This is a genomic window from Pseudomonas sp. Irchel 3H9, assembly GCF_900187495.1.
In the GTDB taxonomy this organism is placed as follows: Bacteria; Pseudomonadota; Gammaproteobacteria; order Pseudomonadales; family Pseudomonadaceae; genus Aquipseudomonas; species Aquipseudomonas sivasensis.
In genome coordinates, this window is the sequence record NZ_FYDK01000003.1 from 188,002 (window position 1) to 212,117 (window position 24,116).

Below are 24,116 nucleotides of genomic sequence, written 5' to 3' on the forward strand. Positions count from 1 at the left end.
AATTGACTTATTTAAAGGGCAGGTTTTGATGAGGCAACGTGCAGATAGTGTTCTGCAACATCCAGCATGCGGTTGGCAAAACCCCATTCGTTATCGAACCAGGCCAGGATATTCACCAGCCTCGGGCCGGAAACGCGGGTCTGGCTGGCATCGACAATTGCCGAATGCGGGTCATGGTTGAAGTCACAACTGGCGTGGGGCAACTCGGTGTAGGCCAGTAAGCCTTTGAGCGGGCCGCTGGTGGCGGCATCGCGCAGAATCCGGTTGACCTCCACCGCATCGGTGTCGCTGACGGTTTGCATGGTGATGTCCAGACAAGACACGTTTACCGTCGGCACCCGTACGGCTTTGGCCTGAATTCGCCCGGCAAGTTCCGGCAGCAGGCGTTCGATGCCACGGGCCAGGCCGGTGGACACCGGAATCACCGACTGGAACGCCGATCGCGTACGGCGCAGGTCTTCGTGGTGATAGGCGTCGATCACCGGCTGGTCGTTCATCGCCGAATGGATGGTGGTGATCGATACGTAATCGATGCCAATCGCCTGATCCAACAGGCGTAACAGTGGCACGCTGCAGTTGGTGGTGCAGGAGGCGTTGGACACCAGCAGCTCATGGCCGGTCATGCAATCCTGGTTGATGCCGTAGACGATGGTGGCGTCGACATCCGCCTCGCTGGCCATTGGCTGGGAAAACAGCACACGCGGCGCGCCGGCGTCGAGAAAACGCTGGCCATCGGCGCGGGTGTTATAGGCACCGGAGCACTCCAACACCAGGTCGACGCCCAGCGCCGCCCAGTCGATGCCCTCGGGGGTGGCACTGCGCAGTACTTTTACGCAGTCGCCTTTGATATGCAGACAATCGCCCTCAACCCGCACTTCGCCAGGGAAGCGGCCGTGGGTGGAGTCAAAGCGTGTCAGGTATTCGATGCTGGCCATGTCGGCCAAATCGTTGATCGCGACAATTTCAAACCCGGCTGCCGCCCCTCGCTCGAACAGAGCACGCAAGACGCAACGACCAATGCGGCCGTAGCCGTTGAGTGCAACTTTGTAGGGACGCGGTTGGGGCATGGGGTTCTCGATCAAGGTTAGTTCGGTGCTGAATGCACTATCGCCATCGCGGGCAAGCCCGCTCCCACATTAGACCGCGATCCAAATGTGGGAGCGGGCTTGCCCGCGATAGCGCCAGTTCAGACAACGCAGACTGACTTAGTCTTCCAGCAGCTCTTCAGCCTGACCCAGGATGTTTTCCAGGGTGAAACCGAACTCTTCGAACAAGGCTGGAGCCGGCGCCGACTCACCGTAGGTGGTCATGCCGATCACGCGACCTTCCAGGCCCACGTACTTGTACCAGTAGTCGGCGTGAGCCGCTTCGATGGCGATACGCGCGCTGACCTGCAACGGCAGGACCGATTGCTTGTAGCCGGCATCCTGGGCTTCGAACACGCTGGTGCACGGCATGGACACAACGCGCACGTTACGGCCTTGGGCAGTCAGCTTGTCGTAGGCCTGAACGGTCAGGCCCACTTCGGAACCGGTGGAGATCAGGATCAGCTCCGGCTCACCCACGCAGTCTTTGAGCACGTAGCCGCCACGGCTGATGTCGGCGATCTGTGCGTCGGTACGCACTTGGTGCTGCAGGTTCTGACGGGAGAAGATCAGCGCCGAAGGGCCGTCTTTACGCTCGATGGCGTGCTTCCATGCCACGGCGGATTCCACCGCGTCGGCTGGGCGCCAGCAATCCAGGTTCGGCGTGGTGCGCAGGCTGGTCAGTTGCTCGACCGGCTGGTGCGTCGGGCCGTCTTCGCCCAGACCGATGGAGTCGTGGGTGTAGACATGGATCACACGCTTCTTCATCAGCGCAGCCATACGTACCGCGTTGCGCGCGTATTCCATGAACATCAGGAAGGTTGCGCCGTAAGGCACCAGGCCGCCGTGCAGGGACACGCCGTTCATGATGGCGCTCATGCCGAACTCGCGCACGCCGTAGTACATGTAGTTGCCGCTGGCGTCTTCGGCCGAGACACCTTTGCAACCTTTCCACAGGGTCAGGTTGGAACCGGCCAGGTCAGCCGAACCGCCGAGGAACTCAGGCAGCAGTGGGCCAAAGGCGTTCAGGGTGTTCTGGCTGGCTTTACGGCTGGCGATGGTCTCGCCCTTGGCCGCGACTTCGGCGATGTAGGCCGAGGCTTTTTCCGAGAAGTCGGCAGGCAGGTCGCCAGCGAGGCGGCGAACCAGCTCATTGGCCAGCTCTGGGAATTCGGCTGAGTAGGCAGCAAAACGCTGGTCCCACTCGGCTTCGGCCGCCAGGCCTTTTTCCTTGGCGTTCCATTCGGCGTAGATGTCGGCCGGAATTTCGAACGGGCCGTGGTTCCACTTCAGCGCTTCACGGGTCAAGGCGATTTCCGCGTCACCCAGTGGGGCGCCGTGGCAGTCTTCTTTACCTTGCTTGTTCGGCGAACCGAAGCCGATGGTGGTCTTGCAGCAGATCAGGGTCGGCTGCGCGCTCTTGCGAGCGGTGTCGATGGCAGTCTTGATCTCTTCCGGATCGTGGCCGTCGACATTGCGGATCACCTGCCAGTTGTAGGCTTCGAAACGCTTAGGGGTGTCGTCGGTGAACCAGCCTTCGACTTCGCCGTCGATGGAGATGCCGTTGTCATCGTAGAAGGCGATCAGCTTGCCCAGGCCCAGCGTGCCGGCCAGCGAAGCGACTTCGTGGGAAATGCCTTCCATCATGCAGCCATCACCCAGGAACACGTAGGTGTGGTGATCGACGATGTCGTGGCCAGGACGGTTGAATTGCGCGCCCAGGACTTTTTCAGCCAGTGCGAAACCTACAGCGTTGGCCAGGCCTTGGCCCAGGGGACCGGTGGTGGTCTCGACGCCTGGGGTGTAGCCGAACTCAGGGTGACCCGGAGTACGGCTATGCAGCTGGCGGAAGCTCTTGAGGTCATCAATGGTGACGTCGTAGCCGGTCAGGTGCAGCAGCGAGTAGATCAGCATCGAGCCGTGGCCGTTGGACAGCACGAAGCGGTCACGGTCGGCGAAGGACGGGTTGCTCGGGTTGTGTTTCAGGTAATCACGCCAAAGTACCTCGGCGATATCCGCCATGCCCATCGGGGCACCGGGATGGCCGCTGTTGGCTTTTTGCACGGCATCCATGCTGAGGGCACGAATGGCGTTGGCACGCTCACGACGGCTGGGCATCGCTGTTCTCCTGAGGATTTTGAAGAGTGAATGATTAAAAGAAACGGAAAAAAGGACCGGCATTTTCCCTCAGCCACCGCCTGCGGGCAATGACAGATAGTCACTTGTGGCTGTTTTTCCTGTGCTTTGCGCGGCAATCGCCTGCATTGACCGCCTACTTGTTCGTCTAAAAGTTATAGCGGCTGCTTATAACCGCCACTTATCGATCAATATCAAAACTTTTTGATATTGACCTTGCGAGGATATCCACCCGTCACTAGACTGCTGCCCTTATGAATCTACCCGTGCCCTCACTGCGTCCCGACGACGGCGATGAACTGGCAGCCTTGTGCAAGGCCGCTGGCGACCCGTTGCGTCTGAACGTCTTGCGCGCACTGGCAAACGATTCCTTCGGCGTACTGGAACTGGCGCAGATCTTCGCCATCGGCCAGTCCGGCATGAGCCACCATTTGAAGGTGCTGTCCCAGGCCGACCTAGTGGCCACACGCCGCGAAGGCAATGCAATTTTTTACCGCCGCGCCCTGCCCCACACCGACCTGCTCGGCGGCAAGCTGCACGCCGCCCTGCTCGAAGAAGTCGACAACCTGAGCCTGCCAACCGACGTACAGTCGCGTATCGGTCAGGTTCACGGGCAACGCGCAGCGGCGAGTCAGGATTTTTTCGCACGGGTGGCCGAGAAGTTTCGCGCGCAGCAAGACTTGATCGCCGGTCTGCCGCAGTACCGCGACAGCGTGCTGGCGCTATTGGACAAGCTGAGCTTCAGTGATGAGGCGACCGCGTTGGAAGTCGGGCCTGGGGACGGCGGTTTTCTGCCGGAGTTGGCGCGCCGCTTTCATCAAGTAACCGCGCTGGACAACAGCCCGGCGATGCTCGAACTGGCGCGCCAGTTGTGCGAGCGTGAATCGCTGCGCAATGTGACCCTGCAACTGGCTGACGCCTTGAGCGGCACACAGATCAAAGCCGACTGCGTGGTGCTGAACATGGTCTTGCACCATTTCGCCGCCCCCGCCGACGCGTTAAAGCAAATGGCCGGGTTGCTGCACCCCGGCGGTAGCCTGTTGGTTACGGATTTATGCAGCCACAACCAGAATTGGGCCAGGGAGGCCTGCGGTGATCTCTGGTTGGGTTTTGAACAGGACGATCTGGCCCGTTGGGCCACCGCTGCGGGGCTCGTTCCCGGGGAAAGCCTCTATGTAGGCTTACGTAATGGTTTCCAGATCCAGGTTCGCCATTTTCAGCGACCGGCTGGCGACACTCACCATCGGTAATATCAGGAAAACATCGAGATGAGCGAATACTCCCTTTTCACCTCCGAGTCCGTGTCTGAAGGGCATCCGGACAAAATCGCCGACCAGATTTCTGATGCGGTGCTGGACGCCATCATTGCTGAAGACAAGTTCGCCCGTGTGGCGTGCGAGACTCTGGTGAAAACCGGTGTAGCGATCATCGCTGGCGAAGTGACCACCACCGCCTGGGTTGACCTGGAGCAGATCGTCCGTGACGTGATCACCGACATCGGCTACACCAGCTCCGACGTCGGCTTCGACGGCGCGACCTGCGGCGTGATGAACATCATCGGCAAGCAGTCCCCAGACATCAACCAGGGTGTCGACCGTGCCAAGCCGGAAGACCAGGGTGCCGGCGACCAGGGCCTGATGTTCGGCTATGCCAGCAACGAAACCGACGTGCTGATGCCTGCACCGATCACTTTCTCGCACCAGTTGGTACAGCGCCAGGCCGAAGCCCGCAAATCCGGCCTGCTGCCATGGCTGCGCCCGGACGCCAAGTCCCAGGTGACCTGCCGCTATGAAGGCGGCAAAGTCGTCGGTATCGACGCTGTCGTATTGTCGACCCAGCACAACCCGGACGTGTCCTACGCCGACCTGCGTGAAGGCGTGATGGAGCTGATCGTCAAGCACGTACTGCCGGCCGAGCTGCTGAGCAAAGACACCCAGTTCCACATCAACCCGACTGGCCAGTTCATCATCGGTGGCCCGGTGGGCGACTGTGGCCTGACCGGTCGCAAGATCATCGTCGACAGCTACGGCGGCATGGCTCGTCACGGCGGCGGCGCGTTCTCCGGTAAAGATCCGTCCAAGGTTGACCGTTCGGCCGCTTACGCAGGTCGTTATGTGGCCAAGAACATCGTTGCTGCCGGCTTGGCCGAGCGTTGCGAGATCCAGGTGTCCTACGCCATTGGTGTGGCCCAGCCTACGTCGATCTCGCTGAATACCTTCGGTACCGGCAAGATCAGCGACGACAAGATCGTTAAGCTGGTGCGTGAGATCTTCGACCTGCGCCCTTACGCGATCACCACCATGCTCGACCTGCTGCACCCGATGTACCAGGAAACCGCAGCCTACGGCCACTTCGGCCGCACCCCGGAGCAGAAGACCGTCGGCGACGATACCTTCACCACCTTCACGTGGGAAAAAACCGACCGCGCCAACGACCTGCGCACCGCCGCCGGCCTGTAAGTACGCGTTGCACCCAAAAGCCCTGCCGGGTTCGCCCGGCAGGGTTTTTTATTGCCTGCGCGATCACCTTCACATTTTTTGGATCCAAACCTTGCAGGCCCAATGATGGCCCTCTAGAATCCGCGCCCTCTCGGGCCCTCTACCTTATTTGGATATTGCCCTGCGCCAGCCCGGGATAGACACGCGCGCAGGCAATCGAACATTGAGGTTTTTCATGCGCATCTCCACGCTCGCCCCTGCTGCCCTTCTGCTCAGCCTGTTCGCCCTGCCGGCCCACGCCGCCGACCTGAGCGCACTGAGTGGCGCCCTGAGCTCCCAGTTGGGTGGCGGTAACTCCGGCGACTGCCAGAAGCAAGCCGCAGACCTGCAAACCAAAATCGATGCGGCCGAAGCCAGCAAAGACGCCTTCAAAGTGAAGGCCTTCAAAGCGGCGCAAGACCAGATCAACAAAGGTTGTGACAAACTGTCTGAAGCCCAGGCCAAAGCCGATGCCAAGCAGCAAACCCAGGAAGCCAAGGCTGACAAGCCGGATGCCGTGAAAGCCTTGGGCGGTTTGTTCAAGTAAGCAGAAACACCCGGTAAAAAGCCCCGCACTGTCGGGGCTTTTTTGTGGCCGGGAGGTTCATTTAGGCTGGGCACCCTTTCCGAGCAAGGATGCTCATGATGCGTTTACTGATTGCTCTGTCACTCAGCGCGCTGCCCTTTTTGGCATGGGCCGAAGCCTGTACCGATGAGGCCAGAACCCAGGTCGACACCCTGGCCGAACAGGTCCGTCTGTGGGACGACAGCTACCACCGCCTCGGCCAATCACCCGTCCACGATGAACTCTACGACCAAGCCCGCCAGCGCCTAGCCCATTGGCGCCAGTGCTTCCCTCAAACCCTCGCAAAACCTGACAACCCGCTGGCCGGCGCTCGGGGCACCTTCCGGCATCCCGTTGCTCATACTGGCCTGGAAAAACTGCTGGATGAACAGGCCGTCGCTGCCTGGCTCGATAGCCGACAAGACGTGTGGATTCAACCCAAGGTCGACGGGGTTGCAGTGACGCTGGTGTATCGTCAGGGCCGGTTGGAGCAAGTGATCAGCCGCGGCGATGGCGCACTTGGTCAGGACTGGTCCGCTTCCGCCCGCAGGATCCCCGGCATTGTCCAGCAACTGCCGGAGCCTATCGACGTGGTACTGCAAGGCGAGCTCTATTGGCGCTTGGACGACCACGTGCAATCGACCACTGGTGGGCTCAATGCCCGCAGCAAGGTGGCTGGCCTGATGAACCGTCGACAGCTGAGTGACGCCGACGCCGCTGGTATAGGCCTGTTTGTCTGGGCCTGGCCGGACGGCCCAAGCGTATTTACCGAGCGCCTGGCCACCCTGGCACGATGGGGTTTCACCGACAGCCTGCGTTACAGCCAGCCCATCCGAACTCTCACCGAAGCCGCGCACTGGCGCATGTATTGGTACAACCACTCACTGCCCTTCGCCAGTGATGGAGTGGTGCTGCACCAAGCATCACGAGCGCCCGGCAAGCGCTGGCAAGTCAGCGCCCCCTATTGGGCGGTCGCCTGGAAGTACCCGACTTCCAAGGCGCTGGCTCTGGTACGCAAGGTGCAGTTCAAGATCGGCCGCACGGGGCGCATCACCCCCATTCTGGAGTTGGAGCCGGTGCGGCTGGACGACCGACAGATCCGCCGTGTCAGCGTCGGCTCCTTGAAACACTGGCAAGCGCTGGATATTCGCCCTGGCGACCAAGTATCCATCAGCCTGGCGGGCCAGGTGATCCCTCGGTTGGACCACGTGATCCTGCGCAATCCCACGCGGATCGACCTGCCAGTGCCCGACCCGCGAGACTTTCACGCCCTGAGTTGCTGGCAACTGGACCCAGGCTGCGAAGAACAGTTGCTCGCACGCCTGACCTGGCTGAGTAGCAACCAGGGCCTGGCGTTACCGCACATGGGGCGCGAGACGTGGAACGTATTGATCCAGGCCGGTCTAATCGCAGGCTTTCTCGATTGGTTAACCCTGGATGCGGCAGAGCTTGCTAACATTGATGGCTTGGGTGAGCGCAGCCGCACCCGACTGCTCGACAGCCTTCACAGCGCTCGGCAACGACCCTTTGCACAATGGCTAAAAGCCTTGGGTGTGCCGCCTGCGGCCCGCAGCAACCTGGAAGGAAACTGGCAGACACTGGTTGCCAGAGACACCCAGGCCTGGTTGGAGATCGATGGCATAGGTCCGGCTCGTGCAGCGCAACTGAGCGCTTTTTTTCGCGACCCGCAGGTACAGTCCTTAGCTGAAACATTACGTGTGGCCGGAATAGACGGGTTTTGAACGCGCCCCCAGCCACCTTTAAACCACCGCAGAATTCACCCTGCCCTTTGCGAATCTGGAGCCCCACATGAAATTCCTCGCCCCTTTTGCCCTGCTGACCGTCGCAAGCTTCATGGCCACGCCGCTGCTGGCCGCCGAAGAAGCCACCCAACTCACCGGCTGCGCCGCTAAGCGCCAAGCCATCAGTACCCAGATCGAACAAGCCAAGGCCCATGGCAACAGCGACCAACAAGCCGGCCTGGAAAAAGCCCTGAGCGAAGTCACCGCCAATTGCACCGACGCCTCGCTGAGGAAGGAGCGGGAAAACAAGGTGCTTGACGCCAAGCACGACGTCAGCCGCCGTCAGGCGGACCTCGACAAGGCAATGAAAAAGGGCGACGCGGAGAAGATCAACAAGCGTAAGGACAAACTTGCCGAGTCCCGCAAGGAACTGCAGGACGCCGTGGAAGAACTTGACCAGTAAAACCGGTCAGTGGTCCCGAAACTGTTTATGGCAGGCACTGCAGGCATCTTCGACTTTCTGTACGGCAGGGGAAAGGTTACTGGCCTTGTAGGGCTGCACTTGGCTGGCGATCACCAATTCACCGGTGGCCGCCTCCAGGTCGCGGGCCAACTGCTGGAATTGCGCTTGTTTTTGCCACACGTCATCCTTGGCGCTGGTGTGATCTTCCTCGCGCACGCTCGGAAAGTGTTTCCAAGGTTCATGGGACAACGCATCGAGCTTGACCGCGCCCTCAGCGAATTTCGCGCCGTCGAACGCAATGCGTCCGCGCAACATGCCGCCCAGGTCTTCGCCGGTCTTGAGCATCTGCTTGAAGATCGCCTTGCGCTGGCCCAAGGGCGAATTCGGATCGACACCGCCGCAGGCAGACACTGCCAGGCAGGCCAACAATACAACCGTCAATTTTTTAAAAGTCATGGTGGCTCAGGGTCACGGGAAACGGCGGCCAGTATCCTCGCCCCACCCGCAAAGACCAATAGCCCTATTAATAATAAGGGTTGCCCAACGGCGCTACGGCGCGGGCAACCGTTTCAGGAATTACATGTATGAGTCTCACATTGAAACCCTGGAGCCGCCGCCTGGCATGGGCTCTGCCGATGATTGCGCTGCTGGCCGGCTGCGACGCGGGCAAGGACACCGGCAAAGACACGGCCAAAGATGAAGTTGCCAAACCCCACGCCGTCGCCACCTATGTAAACGCACCTTGGGAAGCACTGCCGGCGGTGTCCGACAGCGACCTGCTGGCCGGCTTTGAGTCATGGCGCAGTGCTTGCCAACGCCTGAAGGCCGACCCTGTATGGGGCGCGACCTGCGCGGCAGCGGCCAGCGTGCCGGGCAATGCTGTGGCGGTGCGAGGCTTTCTCAAGGAGCGTCTGGATGTGTTCGGCTTGCGCTCGTCCGATAACACCCCTAACGGTTTAATCACCGGCTACTACGAACCGGTCTACCCCGGCAGCCTGACCAAGACTGCCACCGCCCACGTGCCGGTGTATGGCGTGCCGGATGACCTGATCATCGTCAACCTGGAAAGCATTTATCCTGAACTGAAAGGCAAGCGCCTGCGCGGTCGTCTTGAAGGTCGCGTGCTCAAGCCTTATGACGATGCCAGCGCCATCAACGGCCAAGGCTCCACAGCTAAGCCGATCGCCTGGCTGACCAACCCGATGGACCTGCAATTTCTGCAAATCCAGGGTTCAGGCCGCATTCAATTGAAAGACGGGCGCCAACTGCGCGTCGGTTACGGCGACCAGAACGGCTATCCCTACCGCCCTATCGGCCGCTGGCTGGTGGAGCAAGGCGAGTTGAAAAAAGAAGACGTGACCATGGGCGCCATCAGCGCCTGGGCGAAGGCGCACCCGGAACGAATCCCGGAACTGCTGGCGAGTAACCCCAGCTACGTGTTCTTCAGTGCTCGCCCCGACAGCAACGAAGGCCCACGTGGCTCGCTGAACGTGCCGTTGACCGCCGGCTACAGCGTGGCGGTGGATCGCAAAGTCATCCCGCTGGGCAGCCTGCTGTGGCTGTCGACGACAAAGCCCGATGGTTCGCCGATCGTTCGACCGGTCGCGGCCCAGGACACCGGCGGTGCAATTACCGGTGAGGTGCGTGCGGATTTGTTCTGGGGCACCGGCGATGCGGCAGGTGAGCTGGCGGGGAACATGAAGCAGCAAGGGCAAATCTGGATGCTATGGCCCAAGGGCGCAGCGTTGCCGCAGGTGCCGGAGATACTCTAGATCAACTGTGGGGGCGGTTGGACTTGCCGCCCCTCACAAATGGATCTGCGTCACGGCTCAGATCGAGACAAAGAAGAAACTCGCAATCAACGCCATGCCCACGAACCATACCAGTGAACGCAGGATCGCCCAGTCGGCCACGTAGCAAATGATGTACAAGAGGCGGCTGGTGATAAACAGCACGGCCAGTACATTGATGGTCACCAGTTCGGCCGTACCCGCCAGGTGCGCGATAATCACCGCCGCTGCAAATGCCGGGGTAACTTCAAAGCTGTTGAGCTGGGCGTTGTGGGCGCGCCGAGCGAACCCATCGAGAGTCTCCAGAAAAGCGCGAGGGTCATGGTTCTGCCGAGGCCCGAACTTGCCCTGACTGAACTTGGCCAACCCTGTGCACAGGTAAGGCAAGAAAATTGCGATCAACACACACCAGAAAGCTACCGTCATCACTGATTCCTTTTTAGTTTTCTATTTTTAATTTGAAACAGAAATTAGAGTTTTAGCACCAATTCTGGCAAGCCGCACCCACCGCTATGAGCCGCCACACGCCAAAAGGTTCTACCGGTGTTTTGCGCCCTGCCTGCAACCTCAGGCCGCTGCGGCGGTCCATCCACCCACTCATGACTGATCTTTCCCACTCCAAGGACCCCGGATGCTTGAACTTGTCGCCGCCTTCATTTGCCTCACCACCCTGCTCACCTATGTGAACTTCCGTTTTATCGGACTGCCGCCCACCATCGGTGTGATGGTCACGGCCCTGCTGTTTTCCCTGATCCTGCAAGGCTTGAGCGTGCTCGGCTACCCAGGCCTTGAGGAGCGTATCCAGCAACTGATCGGCCAGATCGACTTCGGCGACTTGCTGATGAACTGGATGCTGTCATTCCTGCTGTTCGCCGGCGCTTTGCACGTCAACCTCAACGATCTGCGCAGCTACCGCTGGCCCATCGGCCTGCTGGCAACCTTCGGCGTGTTGATCGCCACCGTAGTGATCGGCAGTCTGGCGTACTACATTTTTGCCCTGTTCGGCTGGCACGTGAGCTTCCTCTACTGCTTGCTGTTCGGCGCACTCATCTCGCCCACGGACCCGATTGCGGTACTCGGTGTATTGCGAACCGCCAATGCGTCGAAACCGCTGAAAACCACCATCGTCGGCGAGTCGCTGTTCAACGACGGTACAGCGGTGGTGGTATTTACCGTGCTGCTGGGCATCGCACAATTGGGCGAGACGCCTACCGTGGGCGCCACAGCCATGTTGTTTGTCCATGAAGCCGTTGGCGGCGTGGCGTTCGGGGGGCTGATCGGCTATCTGGTCTACCTGATGATCAAGAGCATCGAACAGCACCAGATCGAAGTCATGCTGACCCTCGCCCTGGTGATCGGCGGCTCAGCGATGGCCACCGAGCTGCACGTCTCCGCCCCGATTGCGATGGTGGTGGCCGGGCTGATCATCGGTAACCTCGGGCGCAAGCTGGCGATGAACGACATGACCCGTCGCTACCTGGACGGTTTCTGGGAATTGCTCGACGACATGCTCAACGCTCTGCTGTTTGCGCTGATCGGCATGGAATTGCTGCTGTTGCCGTTCAATTGGCTGCACGTATTCGCGGCCAGTTTGCTGGCAGTGGCGATCCTGCTCTCACGCCTGCTAACTGTGGCCCCGGCGATCCTGCTGCTGCGCCGCTGGCGTACCGTGCCGCGCGGCACCATCCGTATCCTCACCTGGGGCGGCTTGCGCGGCGGGGTTTCGGTGGCACTGGCGCTGGCCCTGCCACTGGGGCCGGAGCGCGATCTGCTGCTGAGCATCACCTACATCGTGGTGCTGTCGTCGATCCTGCTGCAGGGTTTGAGCATCGGCAAACTGGTCAAACGCGTGACCCGGGACGACCCCCAGGCCACGCCTGACGCTCACTGATCCTTGTCGATAGGTTGCGGATGCCTTGGGTCCGCAGCCTTCTTACCCGGCAAGCTGCCTTCACTGCGAATCTGCGCATGGCTGATCAAGGCAAAGATAAAGCTGCCACCGATGATGTTGCCGGCCAGAGTCGGGCCGGCAAACACCAGCCAGAAATCCTTCCACGGCAACTCTCCGGCGAATACCAGATAAGACACTTCCGCAGACCCCACCACGATATGGGTGAAATCCCCCAGCGCCATCAGGTAGGTGATCAGGATGATGATCCACATCTTGGCGCTTTCCATCGACGGGATCATCCACACCATGGTGGCGATCATCCAGCCGGAGACGATGCCTTTGGCAAACATCTGGCCGGTGTCGTTCTCCATGATCTTGCGCCCGATTTCCAGGAAGGCCTGGTCGGTCTTTGTGTCGAAGATCGGCAAGTGCAGCATCACATACGCCACCAACAGGGTGCCGCAAAGATTACCCACCAGCACCACCGACCACAGCCGTAACAGGCGCCCGGCATTGCCAAAGGTCGGCTTGCTCATCACCGGCAGCACCGCGGTCAGGGTGTTTTCGGTGAACAGTTGCTGCCGCGCAAGGATTACCGCGAGGAAGCCCGCGCAGTAGCCGAAGCTGGCAATCACCTTGAAGGCTTCACCCTCGGGAAGACGTGAATTGAGCAATCCCATGGCCATCAGCGACAGGCCCATGGTCAGTCCGGCCGCCAGTGCCGACCACCACAAAGCGGCAACACTGCGCTCCAGCTCCTGATCTCCCTGGGTGCGGATAATTTCATGCAGGACCGCAGCGCGGGGCGGCTGGTTGTCGTCGACGTCCTGTTGCTCTTCCTGGGATAAGTTGGGGGTCTTGCCGTCTTGTTGCGTGGCCATGGCGATACCTGAACGGGGGGGCGGTGTTCAGGTACGACCTATGGCCGATCAATAGCGTTCACTGGTCCGACGCAGGATTATTCGCTGACGCCGTCGTCCTGGAACTGGTCTTTGACGTACTTGATCTCGGTACGCCCGTGAGGCGCCGGCAATCCGTCTTCGCCGAGGTTGACGAAGACCATTTTCTCAACCGTGAGGATGCTCTTGCGGGTGATCTTGTTGCGCACTTCACAGGTCAAGGTGATGGAGGTGCGGCCGAACTCGGTGGCGGTGATGCCCAGTTCGATGATGTCGCCCTGGCGCGAGGCACTGACGAAGTTGATTTCGGAGATGTACTTGGTCACCACCCGTTGGTTGCCCAGTTGGACAATGGCGTAGATGGCTGCTTCTTCGTCGATCCAGCGCAGCAGGCTGCCACCGAACAGGGTGCCGTTGGGGTTGAGGTCTTCAGGTTTTACCCATTTGCGGGTGTGGAAGTTCATGGTCACTCCAAAGCGTCTTGCCGAATGATGGGCGACATCATGGCAGAGCCCAGGCCCAAGCTCTATGAGCCATTGCCTATCAAGCCCATGAACGATCTTCATGCCGCCGACAGAAAGGCTTGGGAAGTCTGGCGCACACGGCTATAATCGCCCCCGTTTCAAAACGGTCATCTTCGATTGATACCGTTCTCCCGCCACCTGTCCGAGGGGCGCTGCAGCAGGCTAGGCCTGTCAGGCTCGGATGGGGCGTTGTCCGGCCTGATTCCCCTGGCCTGATACTAAACGCACAACGGCGCCCATTCGCACACTACGAATGGAGGCTCTTCATGAGCGCTGTCAACACGCCTGCAGATTTCACCGACTACAAAGTCGCCGACATGTCCCTCGCTGCCTGGGGCCGTCGCGAAACCTTTATCGCCGAATCCGAAATGCCAGCCCTGATGGGTCTGCGCCGCAAGTACGCCGCTGAGCAACCACTCAAAGGCGCGAAGATCCTCGGCTGCATCCACATGACCATCCAGACTGCCGTGCTGATCGAAACCCTGGTTGCCCTGGGTGCCGAAGTACGCTGGTCGTCCTGCAATATCTTCTCGACTCAAGACCAGGCCGCCGCAGCTATCGCCGCTGCCGGTATCGCGGTTTATGCCTGGAAAGGCGAGACCGAAGAAGAGTACGAGTGGTGCCTGGAGCAAACCATCCTCAAAGATGGCGCGCCTTGGGACGCCAACATGATCCTCGACGACGGCGGCGACCTGACCGAGCTGCTGCACAAGAAATACCCGGCGATCCTGGACCGTGTCCACGGCGTCACCGAAGAAACCACCACCGGCGTACACCGCCTGCTGGACATGCTGGCCAAGGGCGAGCTGAAGATCCCGGCCATCAACGTCAACGACTCGGTGACCAAGAGCAAGAACGACAACAAGTACGGCTGCCGTCACAGCCTGAACGACGCCATCAAGCGCGGCACCGACCACCTGCTGTCGGGCAAACAAGCCCTGGTGATCGGCTACGGTGACGTGGGTAAGGGTTCTTCCCAGTCCCTGCGCCAGGAAGGCATGATCGTTAAGGTCTCCGAAGTCGACCCGATCTGCGCCATGCAAGCCTGCATGGACGGTTTCGAAGTGGTTTCGCCGTTCATCGACGGCGTCAATGACGGCACCGAAGCGAGCATCGACAAAGCCCTGCTGGGCAAGATCGACCTGATCGTGACCACCACCGGTAACGTGAATGTTTGCGACGCGAACATGCTCAAAGCCCTGAAGAAGCGCGCCGTTGTCTGCAACATCGGTCACTTCGACAACGAGATCGACACCGCTTTCATGCGCAAGAACTGGGCATGGGAAGAAGTGAAGCCGCAGGTACACAAGGTTCACCGTACCGGCGCTGGCGATTTCGACCCGCAGAACGATGACTACCTGATCCTGCTGGCCGAAGGCCGTCTGGTTAACCTGGGCAACGCAACCGGCCACCCGAGCCGCATCATGGATGGTTCATTTGCCAACCAGGTACTTGCCCAGATCTTCCTGTTCGGCCAGAAGTACGCCGACCTGTCGCCAGCCCAGAAAGCCGAGCGCCTGACCGTGGAAGTACTGCCGAAGAAACTCGACGAAGAAGTGGCCCTGGAAATGGTCCGCGGCTTCGGCGGCGTAGTGACTCAACTGACCAAGACCCAGGCCGACTACATCGGCGTGACCGTCGAAGGCCCGTTCAAGCCGCACGCTTACCGCTACTGATTTGCCTGTGCCCGCTCTCTATCTTAAGGGGAGCGGGCTTTATGTGGGAGCGGGCTTGCTCGCGAATGCGGTGTTTCAGTCAACTTATTCTTCACTGACATACCGCATTCGCGAGCAAGCCCGCTCCCACATTGGCGGTGTACACACTCCGGCTTCTGAGTTTCAAAGGGTATGACCATGTCCCAAGACCGTCGCTACAGCTTCGAGTTCTTTCCCACCAAGACCGATGCTGGGCATGAAAAACTGATGGCGACTGCCAAACAGTTGGCAAGCTACAACCCCGACTTCTTCTCCTGCACCTACGGCGCTGGCGGCTCGACCCGTGATCGCACGATCAACACCGTGTTGCAGCTGGAAAGCGAAGTCAAAGTTCCCGCCGCGCCGCACTTGTCGTGCGTGGGCGACAGCAAGGACGACCTGCGCGGCCTGCTGACCCAATACAAACAAGCCGGCATTCAGCGCATCGTCGCCCTGCGCGGCGACTTGCCCTCCGGCATGGGCATGGCCAGCGGTGAGCTGCGCTACGCCAATGACCTGGTGAGCTTCATCCGTGAAGAAAGCGGCGATCACTTCCATATCGAAGTGGCGGCTTATCCGGAGATGCATCCTCAGGCGCGCAATTTCGAAGACGATCTGCAGAACTTCGTACGCAAGGCAAACGCGGGCGCCGACAGCGCGATCACTCAGTACTTCTTCAACGCCGACAGCTACTTCTATTTCGTCGAGCGCGTACGGGCCATGGGTGTGAACATCCCGATCGTGCCGGGCATCATGCCGATCACCAACTACAGCAAGCTGGCACGTTTCTCCGACGCCTGCGGTGCCGAAATCCCACGCTGGGTGCGCAAGCAACTGGAAGCCTATGGCGACGACGTCAAGAGCATCCAGGCGTTCGGCGAACAGGTCATCAGCGAAATGTGTGAACGTTTGTTACAAGGTGGCGCGCCGGGGTTGCACTTCTATACCCTGAACCAGGCTGAGCCGAGCCTCGCTATCTGGAACAACCTTAAACTGCCACGCTAAGCCGGTTTAATAGCAGTTCCCGGCCCTCGTTATCACGGGGGCTTTTTTCGTCTACATGTCCCCGGAAAGGAAGCCAGCAGTAAATGAATACAGCGTCCCCGACTCCTCGCCCCCAGCTGATTTACCTGGTATTCGGCGCCGAGACCTACCATCAGGAAGCCGTATTCAGCATCGCCAGTGCCGTTGCCCAACTGGGCGGGCCTCAGGATATGCCGTTAGACATCCAAGTGTTCAGCGACAACCCGGCCCCGTACCGTGGCTTGCCAGTACAGGTCCACACATTGGACAGCGCCACGCGACAACGCTGGAGCGAACCCCACGGCTACCATTTCCGTACCAAACATGTGCTGTTGCGTCAGGTGCTGGAAACGGCGGAACTGGCGCTGCTGATCGACACCGATACATTTTTCCACGACTCGCCCATGGCATTGTTCGAGCGCGTAACACCGGGCACCGTGCTGTGCAACGCCTTCCAGGCCAAGTATGGCGACAACCGCGAAAGCGTACTGTATGAAGCCCTGGCCAAATACCTGGCCGACAAAGGCCTCGCCGACGATGATATGTGGCTGCTCAACTCAGGCGTGATGGGCTTGACCCGGCAAGACGCGCACATTCTGGACCGTTCGATCGAGTTGATGGATGAGCTGTTCCCCATGGCTCACGGCGCCTACACCCTCGAAGAGTTCTGCCTGTCAGTAGCCGCGTACCGCACGCTCAACGTGCGCCAGTGCCCGGACCTGATCCATCACTATTGGAGCCGCAAGCAGTTGTTCCGGGCCAAGGTCAAGGCGTGGGTAACCAAGCATGCCGCCGCCCCTCTCTGCGCCCAGGCCCTGGCCGATACACGCAAGGTCTCCGCCCACCTGCCCCGCCCACCACGCTTGCAGCGCCTGATGTACAAACTGATCACCCTGGCGCTGCCCAAGCGCAAGCAGCAGTTCATCCGTGAGATTCTCTACGGCTGCTACGAGCACGAAAATGAATTCGACAAGGCCTGCGGCCCAGTTTGGTGGGAAAAAGCCCTTCAAAACCAGGAAGAACGCCAGAAATGCCCGGTGGACGCACACCAACTCGAACACTGGTTCGCCAACCCCGTGGTGCGCCTGATTCTGGGGGAGCGACGCGCAGCCATCTATGAACACCTGATGACCTCGCCCACAAAATAGAGCGGCCCGCAGAAGCTTAAGCCAGAGCTTCTCTTTAACGCACGGGCGTCGTAACCTCAGGGCATGCCTGTCATTCTGAAGCTGTTGATCGCCGCGTTTTTCACTTGCCTGAGCCTGGCCGCTTACGGCGAGAAACTGCGCATTGTCACCGAGCCCTGGGCGCCTTATGTGTATGAAGAAGACGGCGCCATGCACGGGCTGGATTACGAAACGACGGTGATCGTATTCCAGCGCCTGGGGGTCGAAGTGCAATGGCAGTTCCTGCCCTGGAAGCGCTGTCTGGCCATGCTTGATCAAGGCCATGCCGATGGCGCGCTGGATATTTTCCACAGCCACGACCGCGACGCCCTGCTGCTGTACCCCAGCGAACCGCTGTCGGAAGTGGAGTTCGTAATGTTCTACGCCAACGACCGTCCGCATCCGGTCCAAAGCCTCGACGACTTGCGTGGCCTCACAGTCGGCACGTCGCCAGGCTACCTGTACGGATTACCCTTCAGCGACTCCACCTTATTCAACCGCGAGCCGGCCCCCAGCCATGAAGCCAACTTCGGCAAATTATTGCTGGGGCGCATCGACCTTGTGATCACCGACCGCCGGGTTGGCCAGCACGTGATCAAGACACTGGGCCTGGAAGGCAAGGTCAGCCAGGCCCCCGTTGTCGTCAGCCGCCAGCAGCAGTACCTCGCCGTACGTCGTGGCGCAGGCATGGACCTGCTGGTGCAACGCTTTGCCGCCGAGCTCAAACGCTTCAAACAGGAGCCGGCCTACACGGCATTGAGCGCCAAATATGGTGGATTCGAAGCGATTACGGCGTCCGGACACACCGTTGAGCAGCAGGAAAGCGGCGCACCGTGATTGCTCTGCTATACTCCGGCCTTCCCGCCAGGCTTACGCCCGGCCGCTGAGGTCTTGAAAAAGGCACCCAACCCCGCTACTGCGCAGCTTTCAGCCCGCGCGAGCCGGTGGAGTGCCCGCCAGACGCAGCAGGACCGGACGGGATTGCGCTCCCCTAAGCGCCATTCACGCCCGGCAAGATTATCCCTTTGGGCCAAGCCCTAACTAAAACAGGATTACTCATGTCCTTTGCTTCCCTCGGTCTCTCCGAGGCTTTAGTCCGCGCCATCGAGGCAGCGGGCTATACCGAGCCTACTCCGGTGCAACAGCGGGCCATTCCCGCCGTGTTGCAAGGTCGCGACCTGATGGTTGCGGCTCAGACAGGTACTGGTAAAACCGGCGGCTTCGCCCTCCCGATTCTGGAGCGGTTGTTCCCCAACGGTCACCCGGACAAATCCCAGCGTCACGGCCCGCGCCAACCACGCGTACTGGTTCTGACCCCTACCCGCGAACTCGCCGCCCAAGTGCACGACAGCTTCAAGCTGTATGCCCGCGACTTGAAGTTCGTCAGCGCCTGCATCTTCGGCGGCGTCGGCATGAACCCACAGGTTCAGGCCATGTCCCGTGGTGTTGACGTGCTGGTGGCATGCCCTGGTCGCTTGCTCGACCTGTGCGGCCAAGGCAGCGTCGATTTGTCCCACGTGGAAATCCTCGTGCTGGACGAAGCCGACCGCATGCTCGACATGGGCTTTGTCCATGACGTGAAAAAAGTCCTCGCCCGCCTACCGGCCAAACGTCAGAACCTGCTGTTCTCGGCAACGTTCTCCCAAGACATCACCGCCCTGGCCGGCAAGCTGCTGCACAACCCGGAGCGCATCGAAGTCACGCCGCCGAACACCACGGTCGAGCGTATCGAGCAACGCGTCTTCCGCTTGGCCGCCAGCCACAAGCGCTCGCTGCTGGCCCACCTGATCACCCACGGTGCGTGGGAGCAGGTGCTGGTGTTCACCCGTACCAAACACGGCGCCAACCGCCTGGCTGAATACCTGGACAAGCACGGCCTCACCGCCGTCGCCATCCACGGGAACAAGAGCCAGAACGCGCGCACCAAAGCCCTGGCTGACTTCAAGGCCGGCAGCGTACGCATCCTGGTAGCGACCGATATCGCCGCACGCGGCCTGGATATCGACCAGTTGCCACACGTGGTCAACTTCGAGCTGCCAAACGTCGACGAAGACTATGTGCACCGTATCGGCCGTACTGGCCGTGCCGGTCGTTCGGGTGAAGCCATTTCCCTGGTAGCACCGGACGAAGAAAAACTGCTGAAAAGCATCGAGCGCATGACCAAGCAGAAAATCGCCGATGGCGACCTGATGGGCTTTGATGCCAGCGCTGTAGAGGCCGAAAAGCCTGAAGTGCGCGAACGTCCTGACGTGCGTAACCCACGCAACCCACGCGGTCCGAAGGGCGATGGCCCGAACGGCGGCGGTGGTGGCGGTGGTCGTCGCGACAAAGGCAAAGACAAAGGCGGCAAGGAAAAAGCGCCAACCAACGGCCGTGGCGAACGCCCAGCCCGCGAGCAGAAGCCTCGTGAAGGTACCCCGGCCCGTGAACAGCGTCAGCCGAGCCAACCGCCGCGCGCTGCAGCCGACCGTGCCCCGGACGAGTTCCTCGACGACGACGTGGATAACTTCGGTAACCGCGTCGACTACGTGCCACAGGCCAAACCGGCCCAAGGCCGTGGCCGTCGTCCAGGTGCCCCAGCACAGGGCGCAGGCACTGGCGCACCCCGTGGCGGCCAGCCACAGGGCGCGCGCCAGAACGGTCCGCGCAACAGCAGCGGCGGCACCACCGGCACCCCGCCTGCCAAACGCAGCGGCCCGCGTAGCGGTGCACCGCGTGACGGCCAGGCCCGCCGCGAAGATTCGCGCAGCAACAACCGCCGCCCAGCCCGTGACGACCAGCCTCGTTCGTCCGAGCCAGCCGTGCAAAACCCGCGCGGTGGCCCAGCGCCGAAGATCATCCACAAGGAGTCGAAAGCTGACCGCTTCCCGACACCTGAGCAGTTGGATCAACTGCCAGGCCGTCCTCGTGGTGAAAAACCAGCGCTGCTGACTCGCAACCGCTGAGTTTCAAAGCTCCATAAAAAATGCCCCGCCTCTTTCGAGACGGGGCATTTTTTTGGACTCAACAAAAAAGAATGAGCCCTGCTGTGGGCAGAAATTACTTCTGCTTAACACCTTCCAGCGAGATGTCCAGGTTAACAGTCTGCGAAGACGGGCCCGGGCCTTTGATGCCAAAGTCGTTCAGGTCCAGCGTAGTGGTGGCGTTGAAGCCCGCACGCTCGCCGCCCCATGGATCCTTGCCTTCACCGTTGAAGGTAGCCTTGAATGTCACAGGCTTGGTCACGCCGTGGAACGTCAGGTCGCCGGTCACGTCAGCGGTTTTTTCGCCGGTGGATTTAACAGCGGTAGATACAAACTTGGCGTCAGCAAACTTGGCAACGTCCAGGAAGTCCTTGCTGCCGATGTGCTTGTCACGCTCAGCGTGGTTGGACCACAGGCTGGCGGTTTTCACGTCGACAGCGATTTTGCTGGCCTCAGGCTTGGCGGAATCCCAGCTGAACGTACCGTCCCAGTCCTTGAAGGTACCGTGGATGAAGCTGTAGCCCAGGTGGCTGATTTTCCAGTCGATGAAGGCGTGTTGGCCTTCCTTGTCGATTTTGTAGTCAGCGGCCATCACCTGACCTGCAGACAGCAGCGCTGTACCGATTGCCAGAGCGGCGAGGGTCTTCTTCAACATGCTTTATATTCCTTGTGAGTCGAGGTTGAACATCAGGCTTTGCGCCCCAGCATTCGCGTGAGGGTCGCATCACGATCGATAAAGTGGTGTTTCAACGCAGCCACGCCGTGCAAGCCGGCGAAAACCACGAGCACCCAGGCCAGGTAGAGATGCACCAAGCCCGCGTTGTCTGCCTGGTCCGGTAGACCGGAAACCACGGCAGGAATTTCAAACAGGCCAAACACCGGGATACCGACACCATCGGCGGTGGAAATCAGGTATCCGGCAATCATCACGGCAAACAGCCCGAGATAAAGGAACGCGTGGCCGAACGCGGCAGCGATGCGGGTCAAGCGGCTGTAACTGGCCAACGGCGGTGGTGACGGGCTGATCAGGCGCCAGACGATACGCACCAGCATGATGGCGAACAGCGTGATGCCAATGCTCTTGTGCAGGTCCGGCGCGTCTTTACGCCAGGCGCTGTAGTAGTCGAGCCCAACCATCCACAAACCCAGGGCGAACAGACCGAACACAACCAGGGCCACACCCCAGTGCAAAATCATACTGACCCAGCCATAACGGGCCGGTGAGTTACGTAGCTGCATGTACTTAATCCCGTAAGAGCTGCGCCCAAGACTAGCGATTTACCTATCGAATTAAAGCGGAAAATTTTGCTTTGAAATATCGAGAAATACGATCTAGAGCGTATGCACAATAAGTTAACCAAGGATTAAGGACTATCCCTAACAAACGTGACAGTCCGTCCCGCGTTTACTCCGAATTCCCCACAATGGCTTGTGACCCAGGCCTCCATTGCATAGGCTTGCGCGATTGTTTCGCCTGCGCCGTTCGCAGGACCGCTTCGAGGAGATCACCGATGGGCTTGAACAACCAGTGGATGCAACGCGACCTCGCCGTGCTGTGGCATCCCTGCACCCAGATGAAAGACCACCAGCAGCTGCCGCTGATCCCGATCAAGCGCGGGGAAGGCGTCTGGCTGGAAGACTTCGAAGGCAAGCGCTACCTCGACGCTGTCAGCTCCTGGTGGGTCAACGTGTTCGGCCACGCCAACCCACGCATCAACCAACGCATCAAGGACCAGGTCGACCAACTGGAACACGTGATCCTCGCCGGCTTCAGCCACCAGCCGGTGATCGAACTGTCCGAACGCCTGGTCGCGATGACCCCCGAAGGCCTGACCCGCTGCTTCTATGCCGATAACGGTTCGTCGTGCATCGAAGTCGCGCTGAAGATGAGCTTCCACTATTGGCTCAACCGCGGTTTGCCGAACAAAAAGCGCTTCGTCACCCTGACCAACAGTTACCACGGCGAAACCATCGCCGCGATGTCAGTGGGCGACGTGCCGCTGTTTACCGAAACCTACAAGGCGCTGCTGCTCGACACCATTAAGGTGCCAAGCCCGGACTGCTACCTGCGCCCCGAGGGCATGAGCTGGGAAGAGCACTCGCGCACTATGTTCCTGGCCATGGAACAGACCCTGGCCGACAACCATGACACCGTCGCCGCCGTGATCGTCGAGCCGCTGATCCAGGGCGCTGGCGGCATGCGCATGTACCACCCGGTGTATCTGAAGCTGCTGCGCGAAGCCTGCGACCGCTACGGCGTGCACCTGATCCACGACGAAATCGCCGTGGGCTTCGGCCGTACCGGCACGATGTTCGCCTGTGAACAGGCCGGCATCCGTCCGGACTTCCTGTGCTTGTCCAAGGCCCTCACCGGCGGTTACCTGCCGTTGGCGGCGGTGGTCACCACAGATGATGTCTACGACGCCTTCTACGACGACTACCCGACCCTGCGCGCCTTCCTGCACTCCCACAGCTACACTGGCAACCCGCTGGCGTGCGCGGCGGCCCTGGCGACCCTGGATATTTTCGAAGAAGACAACGTCATCGAAAACAACAAGGCCCTGGCCCAGCGCATGGCAACCGCCACTGCCCACCTGGTCGATCATCCCCATGTGTCGGAAGTGCGCCAGACCGGCATGGTATTGGCCATCGAAATGGTCCAGGACAAGGCCACCAAAACCGCCTATCCGTGGCAGGAGCGCCGTGGTTTGAAGGTGTTCGAGCATGCCCTGGAACGTGGTGCGCTGCTGCGGCCATTGGGCAGCGTGGTGTATTTCCTGCCGCCGTATGTGATTACGCCGGAGCAGATCGACTTCCTCGCCACCGTTGCCAGCGAAGGCATCGATATCGCGACCAATAGCAAGGTCAGCGTCGCCGTGCCAAAAGACTTCCACCCAGGCTTTCGCGACCCGGGCTGATGGTTCCTACCTAAATTCTTCAGAGAACAGACATGAGACTGTCCCGCTTTTTCACCGACACCCCGCTGAGCCTCGGTGACCATGAACTGCCAGAAGCCCAGGCGCATTACATCAGCCGCGTGCTGCGCATGGTCGAGGGCGACGCCGTGCAATTGTTCGACGGCTCCGGCCTGGAGTTTCGCGGCACATTGCTGGAGGTCGGGAAAAAACGCGTCACCGTACAACTCACCGAAAGCTTCACGGGCCAGACCGAATCGCCACTGCACATCCACCTTGGCCAGGGCCTTTCCCGGGGCGAGCGCATGGATTGGGCAATCCAGAAAGCCACTGAACTGGGGGTCAACGAAATCACCCCGATTTTCAGCGACCGCTGCGAAGTGCGACTCAAGGACGAACGCGCTGACAAACGCCTGCTGCACTGGCGCCAGGTGGCGATCAGTGCGTGCGAGCAATGCGGGCGTTCGACGGTGCCGGTGATTCACCCACCGCTGTTGCTGGCGGACTGGCTGAAGCAGGTCGAGGCGGACCTGAAGCTGGTGCTGCACCCGGTGGCAGAGCCGATGGTCAGCCATGCCAAGCCTGCGAGCCTGGCGTTTCTGATCGGGCCGGAAGGCGGGTTGACGGACAATGAAGTCGACACCGCCCAAGCCGCCGGCTTCCATGCCGCCCGTCTCGGCCCACGGGTGCTGCGTACCGAGACCGCGCCAGTGGTAGCGCTGGCCGTCGCCCAACAACTCTGGGGCGACTTCTAGCCCACAGCTGCAAAAACGATCGTAATGC

General features: G+C 60.4%; 22 protein-coding genes and 1 riboswitch. Of the genes, 14 read left to right on the forward strand and 8 right to left on the reverse strand.

The features are described from left to right. Positions 1 to 11 precede the first annotated feature (11 nt). Together epd and tkt are read right to left on the reverse strand one after the other, a co-directional pair. On the reverse strand, positions 12 to 1,067 hold the full coding sequence (gene epd / locus CKW32_RS12590) for an erythrose-4-phosphate dehydrogenase (protein WP_095185104.1): 1,056 nt from the start codon (positions 1,065 to 1,067) through the stop codon (positions 12 to 14). A gap of 138 nt (positions 1,068 to 1,205) precedes the next feature. After that, a complete protein-coding gene (gene tkt / locus CKW32_RS12595) occupies positions 1,206 to 3,203 on the reverse strand; it encodes a transketolase (RefSeq protein WP_095185105.1) in 1,998 nt (665 codons plus the stop codon). A 272-nt stretch (positions 3,204 to 3,475) separates the two neighbouring features. On the opposite strand from tkt, the gene CKW32_RS12600 reads away from it, so the two are divergent. The 5 genes from CKW32_RS12600 (at position 3,476) to CKW32_RS12620 (ending at position 8,468) form a co-directional block, all read left to right on the forward strand. After that, positions 3,476 to 4,471: a metalloregulator ArsR/SmtB family transcription factor gene (locus CKW32_RS12600; RefSeq protein WP_095185106.1), complete on the forward strand. Its 996-nt coding sequence runs from the start codon at positions 3,476 to 3,478 to the stop codon at positions 4,469 to 4,471. 18 nt (positions 4,472 to 4,489) lie between these two features. Next, positions 4,490 to 5,680 (forward strand): methionine adenosyltransferase, encoded by a 1,191-nt coding sequence (metK, locus tag CKW32_RS12605; protein ID WP_032884058.1) that lies wholly within the window; start codon positions 4,490 to 4,492, stop codon positions 5,678 to 5,680. Positions 5,681 to 5,894: 214 nt separating this feature from the next. Further along, positions 5,895 to 6,245, forward strand: a complete 351-nt coding sequence (locus CKW32_RS12610) for a hypothetical protein (RefSeq protein WP_095185107.1) — start codon at positions 5,895 to 5,897, stop codon at positions 6,243 to 6,245. 95 nt (positions 6,246 to 6,340) lie between these two features. After that, on the forward strand, positions 6,341 to 8,005 hold the full coding sequence (gene ligB, locus CKW32_RS12615; RefSeq protein WP_095185108.1) for an NAD-dependent DNA ligase LigB: 1,665 nt from the start codon (positions 6,341 to 6,343) through the stop codon (positions 8,003 to 8,005). A 67-nt stretch (positions 8,006 to 8,072) separates the two neighbouring features. Beyond that, a complete protein-coding gene (locus tag CKW32_RS12620) occupies positions 8,073 to 8,468 on the forward strand; it encodes a DUF1090 domain-containing protein (protein ID WP_095185109.1) in 396 nt (131 codons plus the stop codon). A gap of 6 nt (positions 8,469 to 8,474) precedes the next feature. Here CKW32_RS12620 and CKW32_RS12625 read toward each other — a convergent pair whose 3' ends face one another. Beyond that, positions 8,475 to 8,924, reverse strand: a complete 450-nt coding sequence (locus tag CKW32_RS12625) for a cytochrome c (protein ID WP_032884063.1) — start codon at positions 8,922 to 8,924, stop codon at positions 8,475 to 8,477. A gap of 128 nt (positions 8,925 to 9,052) precedes the next feature. Here CKW32_RS12625 and CKW32_RS12630 point away from each other — a divergent pair, with 128 nt between their 5' ends. Further along, entirely contained in the window at positions 9,053 to 10,240 is a 1,188-nt protein-coding gene (locus tag CKW32_RS12630) for a murein transglycosylase A (RefSeq protein ID WP_095185110.1), read from the forward strand. A 57-nt stretch (positions 10,241 to 10,297) separates the two neighbouring features. Here CKW32_RS12630 and CKW32_RS12635 read toward each other — a convergent pair whose 3' ends face one another. Beyond that, positions 10,298 to 10,684 (reverse strand): MAPEG family protein, encoded by a 387-nt coding sequence (locus CKW32_RS12635; protein WP_032884065.1) that lies wholly within the window; start codon positions 10,682 to 10,684, stop codon positions 10,298 to 10,300. Between the two features lie 205 nt (positions 10,685 to 10,889). Between CKW32_RS12635 and CKW32_RS12640 the strand changes: the two genes are divergently transcribed. Beyond that, entirely contained in the window at positions 10,890 to 12,149 is a 1,260-nt protein-coding gene (locus CKW32_RS12640; RefSeq protein ID WP_032884066.1) for a sodium:proton antiporter, read from the forward strand. On the opposite strand, the gene CKW32_RS12645 is transcribed toward CKW32_RS12640, so the two are convergent. Both CKW32_RS12645 and CKW32_RS12650 read right to left on the reverse strand, forming a co-directional pair. After that, a complete protein-coding gene (locus CKW32_RS12645) occupies positions 12,143 to 13,030 on the reverse strand; it encodes a formate/nitrite transporter family protein (protein WP_032884067.1) in 888 nt (295 codons plus the stop codon). The two genes, CKW32_RS12640 and CKW32_RS12645, sit on opposite strands and share 7 nt — an antisense overlap. Before the next feature lie 77 nt (positions 13,031 to 13,107). Continuing rightward, positions 13,108 to 13,512 (reverse strand): acyl-CoA thioesterase, encoded by a 405-nt coding sequence (locus CKW32_RS12650; RefSeq protein WP_032884068.1) that lies wholly within the window; start codon positions 13,510 to 13,512, stop codon positions 13,108 to 13,110. 198 nt (positions 13,513 to 13,710) lie between these two features. Continuing rightward, positions 13,711 to 13,817: riboswitch (S-adenosyl-L-homocysteine riboswitch) on the forward strand. 21 nt (positions 13,818 to 13,838) lie between these two features. On the opposite strand from CKW32_RS12650, the gene ahcY reads away from it, so the two are divergent. The 5 genes from ahcY to CKW32_RS12675 all read left to right on the forward strand — a co-directional run bounded on the left by ahcY (position 13,839) and on the right by CKW32_RS12675 (position 20,400). Then, positions 13,839 to 15,248: an adenosylhomocysteinase gene (gene ahcY / locus CKW32_RS12655; RefSeq protein ID WP_032884071.1), complete on the forward strand. Its 1,410-nt coding sequence runs from the start codon at positions 13,839 to 13,841 to the stop codon at positions 15,246 to 15,248. A 177-nt stretch (positions 15,249 to 15,425) separates the two neighbouring features. Further along, positions 15,426 to 16,271, forward strand: coding sequence for a methylenetetrahydrofolate reductase [NAD(P)H] (gene metF / locus CKW32_RS12660; RefSeq protein ID WP_032884515.1), 846 nt, complete (start codon positions 15,426 to 15,428; stop codon positions 16,269 to 16,271). Positions 16,272 to 16,354: 83 nt separating this feature from the next. Beyond that, positions 16,355 to 17,437 (forward strand): hypothetical protein, encoded by a 1,083-nt coding sequence (locus CKW32_RS12665; protein WP_095185111.1) that lies wholly within the window; start codon positions 16,355 to 16,357, stop codon positions 17,435 to 17,437. Positions 17,438 to 17,500: 63 nt separating this feature from the next. Continuing rightward, positions 17,501 to 18,292 (forward strand): ABC transporter substrate-binding protein, encoded by a 792-nt coding sequence (locus CKW32_RS12670; RefSeq protein ID WP_032884074.1) that lies wholly within the window; start codon positions 17,501 to 17,503, stop codon positions 18,290 to 18,292. A gap of 221 nt (positions 18,293 to 18,513) precedes the next feature. Beyond that, positions 18,514 to 20,400: a DEAD/DEAH box helicase gene (locus CKW32_RS12675; protein WP_095185112.1), complete on the forward strand. Its 1,887-nt coding sequence runs from the start codon at positions 18,514 to 18,516 to the stop codon at positions 20,398 to 20,400. A 94-nt stretch (positions 20,401 to 20,494) separates the two neighbouring features. Here CKW32_RS12675 and CKW32_RS12680 read toward each other — a convergent pair whose 3' ends face one another. Together CKW32_RS12680 and CKW32_RS12685 are read right to left on the reverse strand one after the other, a co-directional pair. After that, positions 20,495 to 21,073, reverse strand: a complete 579-nt coding sequence (locus tag CKW32_RS12680) for a YceI family protein (RefSeq protein WP_095185113.1) — start codon at positions 21,071 to 21,073, stop codon at positions 20,495 to 20,497. A gap of 32 nt (positions 21,074 to 21,105) precedes the next feature. Continuing rightward, positions 21,106 to 21,657, reverse strand: a complete 552-nt coding sequence (locus CKW32_RS12685; RefSeq protein WP_095185114.1) for a cytochrome b — start codon at positions 21,655 to 21,657, stop codon at positions 21,106 to 21,108. Positions 21,658 to 21,929: 272 nt separating this feature from the next. On the opposite strand from CKW32_RS12685, the gene CKW32_RS12690 reads away from it, so the two are divergent. Both CKW32_RS12690 and CKW32_RS12695 read left to right on the forward strand, forming a co-directional pair. Beyond that, positions 21,930 to 23,336, forward strand: coding sequence for an adenosylmethionine--8-amino-7-oxononanoate transaminase (locus CKW32_RS12690; protein ID WP_032884084.1), 1,407 nt, complete (start codon positions 21,930 to 21,932; stop codon positions 23,334 to 23,336). Between the two features lie 32 nt (positions 23,337 to 23,368). Next, entirely contained in the window at positions 23,369 to 24,088 is a 720-nt protein-coding gene (locus tag CKW32_RS12695; protein ID WP_032884087.1) for a 16S rRNA (uracil(1498)-N(3))-methyltransferase, read from the forward strand. Positions 24,089 to 24,116: the final 28 nt, after the last annotated feature.

What these genes read in the sequence shown, in the direction of transcription:
- epd (WP_095185104.1), bottom strand. Translation starts at nt 1,067, where the DNA reads ATGCCCCAACCGCGTCCCTACAAAGTTGCACTCAACGGCTACGGCCGC.
- tkt (WP_095185105.1), bottom strand. Translation starts at nt 3,203, where the DNA reads ATGCCCAGCCGTCGTGAGCGTGCCAACGCCATTCGTGCCCTCAGCATG.
- CKW32_RS12600 (WP_095185106.1), top strand. Translation starts at nt 3,476, where the DNA reads ATGAATCTACCCGTGCCCTCACTGCGTCCCGACGACGGCGATGAACTG.
- metK (WP_032884058.1), top strand. Translation starts at nt 4,490, where the DNA reads ATGAGCGAATACTCCCTTTTCACCTCCGAGTCCGTGTCTGAAGGGCAT.
- CKW32_RS12610 (WP_095185107.1), top strand. Translation starts at nt 5,895, where the DNA reads ATGCGCATCTCCACGCTCGCCCCTGCTGCCCTTCTGCTCAGCCTGTTC.
- ligB (WP_095185108.1), top strand. Translation starts at nt 6,341, where the DNA reads ATGATGCGTTTACTGATTGCTCTGTCACTCAGCGCGCTGCCCTTTTTG.
- CKW32_RS12620 (WP_095185109.1), top strand. Translation starts at nt 8,073, where the DNA reads ATGAAATTCCTCGCCCCTTTTGCCCTGCTGACCGTCGCAAGCTTCATG.
- CKW32_RS12625 (WP_032884063.1), bottom strand. Translation starts at nt 8,924, where the DNA reads ATGACTTTTAAAAAATTGACGGTTGTATTGTTGGCCTGCCTGGCAGTG.
- CKW32_RS12630 (WP_095185110.1), top strand. Translation starts at nt 9,053, where the DNA reads ATGAGTCTCACATTGAAACCCTGGAGCCGCCGCCTGGCATGGGCTCTG.
- CKW32_RS12635 (WP_032884065.1), bottom strand. Translation starts at nt 10,684, where the DNA reads ATGACGGTAGCTTTCTGGTGTGTGTTGATCGCAATTTTCTTGCCTTAC.
- CKW32_RS12640 (WP_032884066.1), top strand. Translation starts at nt 10,890, where the DNA reads ATGCTTGAACTTGTCGCCGCCTTCATTTGCCTCACCACCCTGCTCACC.
- CKW32_RS12645 (WP_032884067.1), bottom strand. Translation starts at nt 13,030, where the DNA reads ATGGCCACGCAACAAGACGGCAAGACCCCCAACTTATCCCAGGAAGAG.
- CKW32_RS12650 (WP_032884068.1), bottom strand. Translation starts at nt 13,512, where the DNA reads ATGAACTTCCACACCCGCAAATGGGTAAAACCTGAAGACCTCAACCCC.
- ahcY (WP_032884071.1), top strand. Translation starts at nt 13,839, where the DNA reads ATGAGCGCTGTCAACACGCCTGCAGATTTCACCGACTACAAAGTCGCC.
- metF (WP_032884515.1), top strand. Translation starts at nt 15,426, where the DNA reads ATGTCCCAAGACCGTCGCTACAGCTTCGAGTTCTTTCCCACCAAGACC.
- CKW32_RS12665 (WP_095185111.1), top strand. Translation starts at nt 16,355, where the DNA reads ATGAATACAGCGTCCCCGACTCCTCGCCCCCAGCTGATTTACCTGGTA.
- CKW32_RS12670 (WP_032884074.1), top strand. Translation starts at nt 17,501, where the DNA reads ATGCCTGTCATTCTGAAGCTGTTGATCGCCGCGTTTTTCACTTGCCTG.
- CKW32_RS12675 (WP_095185112.1), top strand. Translation starts at nt 18,514, where the DNA reads ATGTCCTTTGCTTCCCTCGGTCTCTCCGAGGCTTTAGTCCGCGCCATC.
- CKW32_RS12680 (WP_095185113.1), bottom strand. Translation starts at nt 21,073, where the DNA reads ATGTTGAAGAAGACCCTCGCCGCTCTGGCAATCGGTACAGCGCTGCTG.
- CKW32_RS12685 (WP_095185114.1), bottom strand. Translation starts at nt 21,657, where the DNA reads ATGCAGCTACGTAACTCACCGGCCCGTTATGGCTGGGTCAGTATGATT.
- CKW32_RS12690 (WP_032884084.1), top strand. Translation starts at nt 21,930, where the DNA reads ATGGGCTTGAACAACCAGTGGATGCAACGCGACCTCGCCGTGCTGTGG.
- CKW32_RS12695 (WP_032884087.1), top strand. Translation starts at nt 23,369, where the DNA reads ATGAGACTGTCCCGCTTTTTCACCGACACCCCGCTGAGCCTCGGTGAC.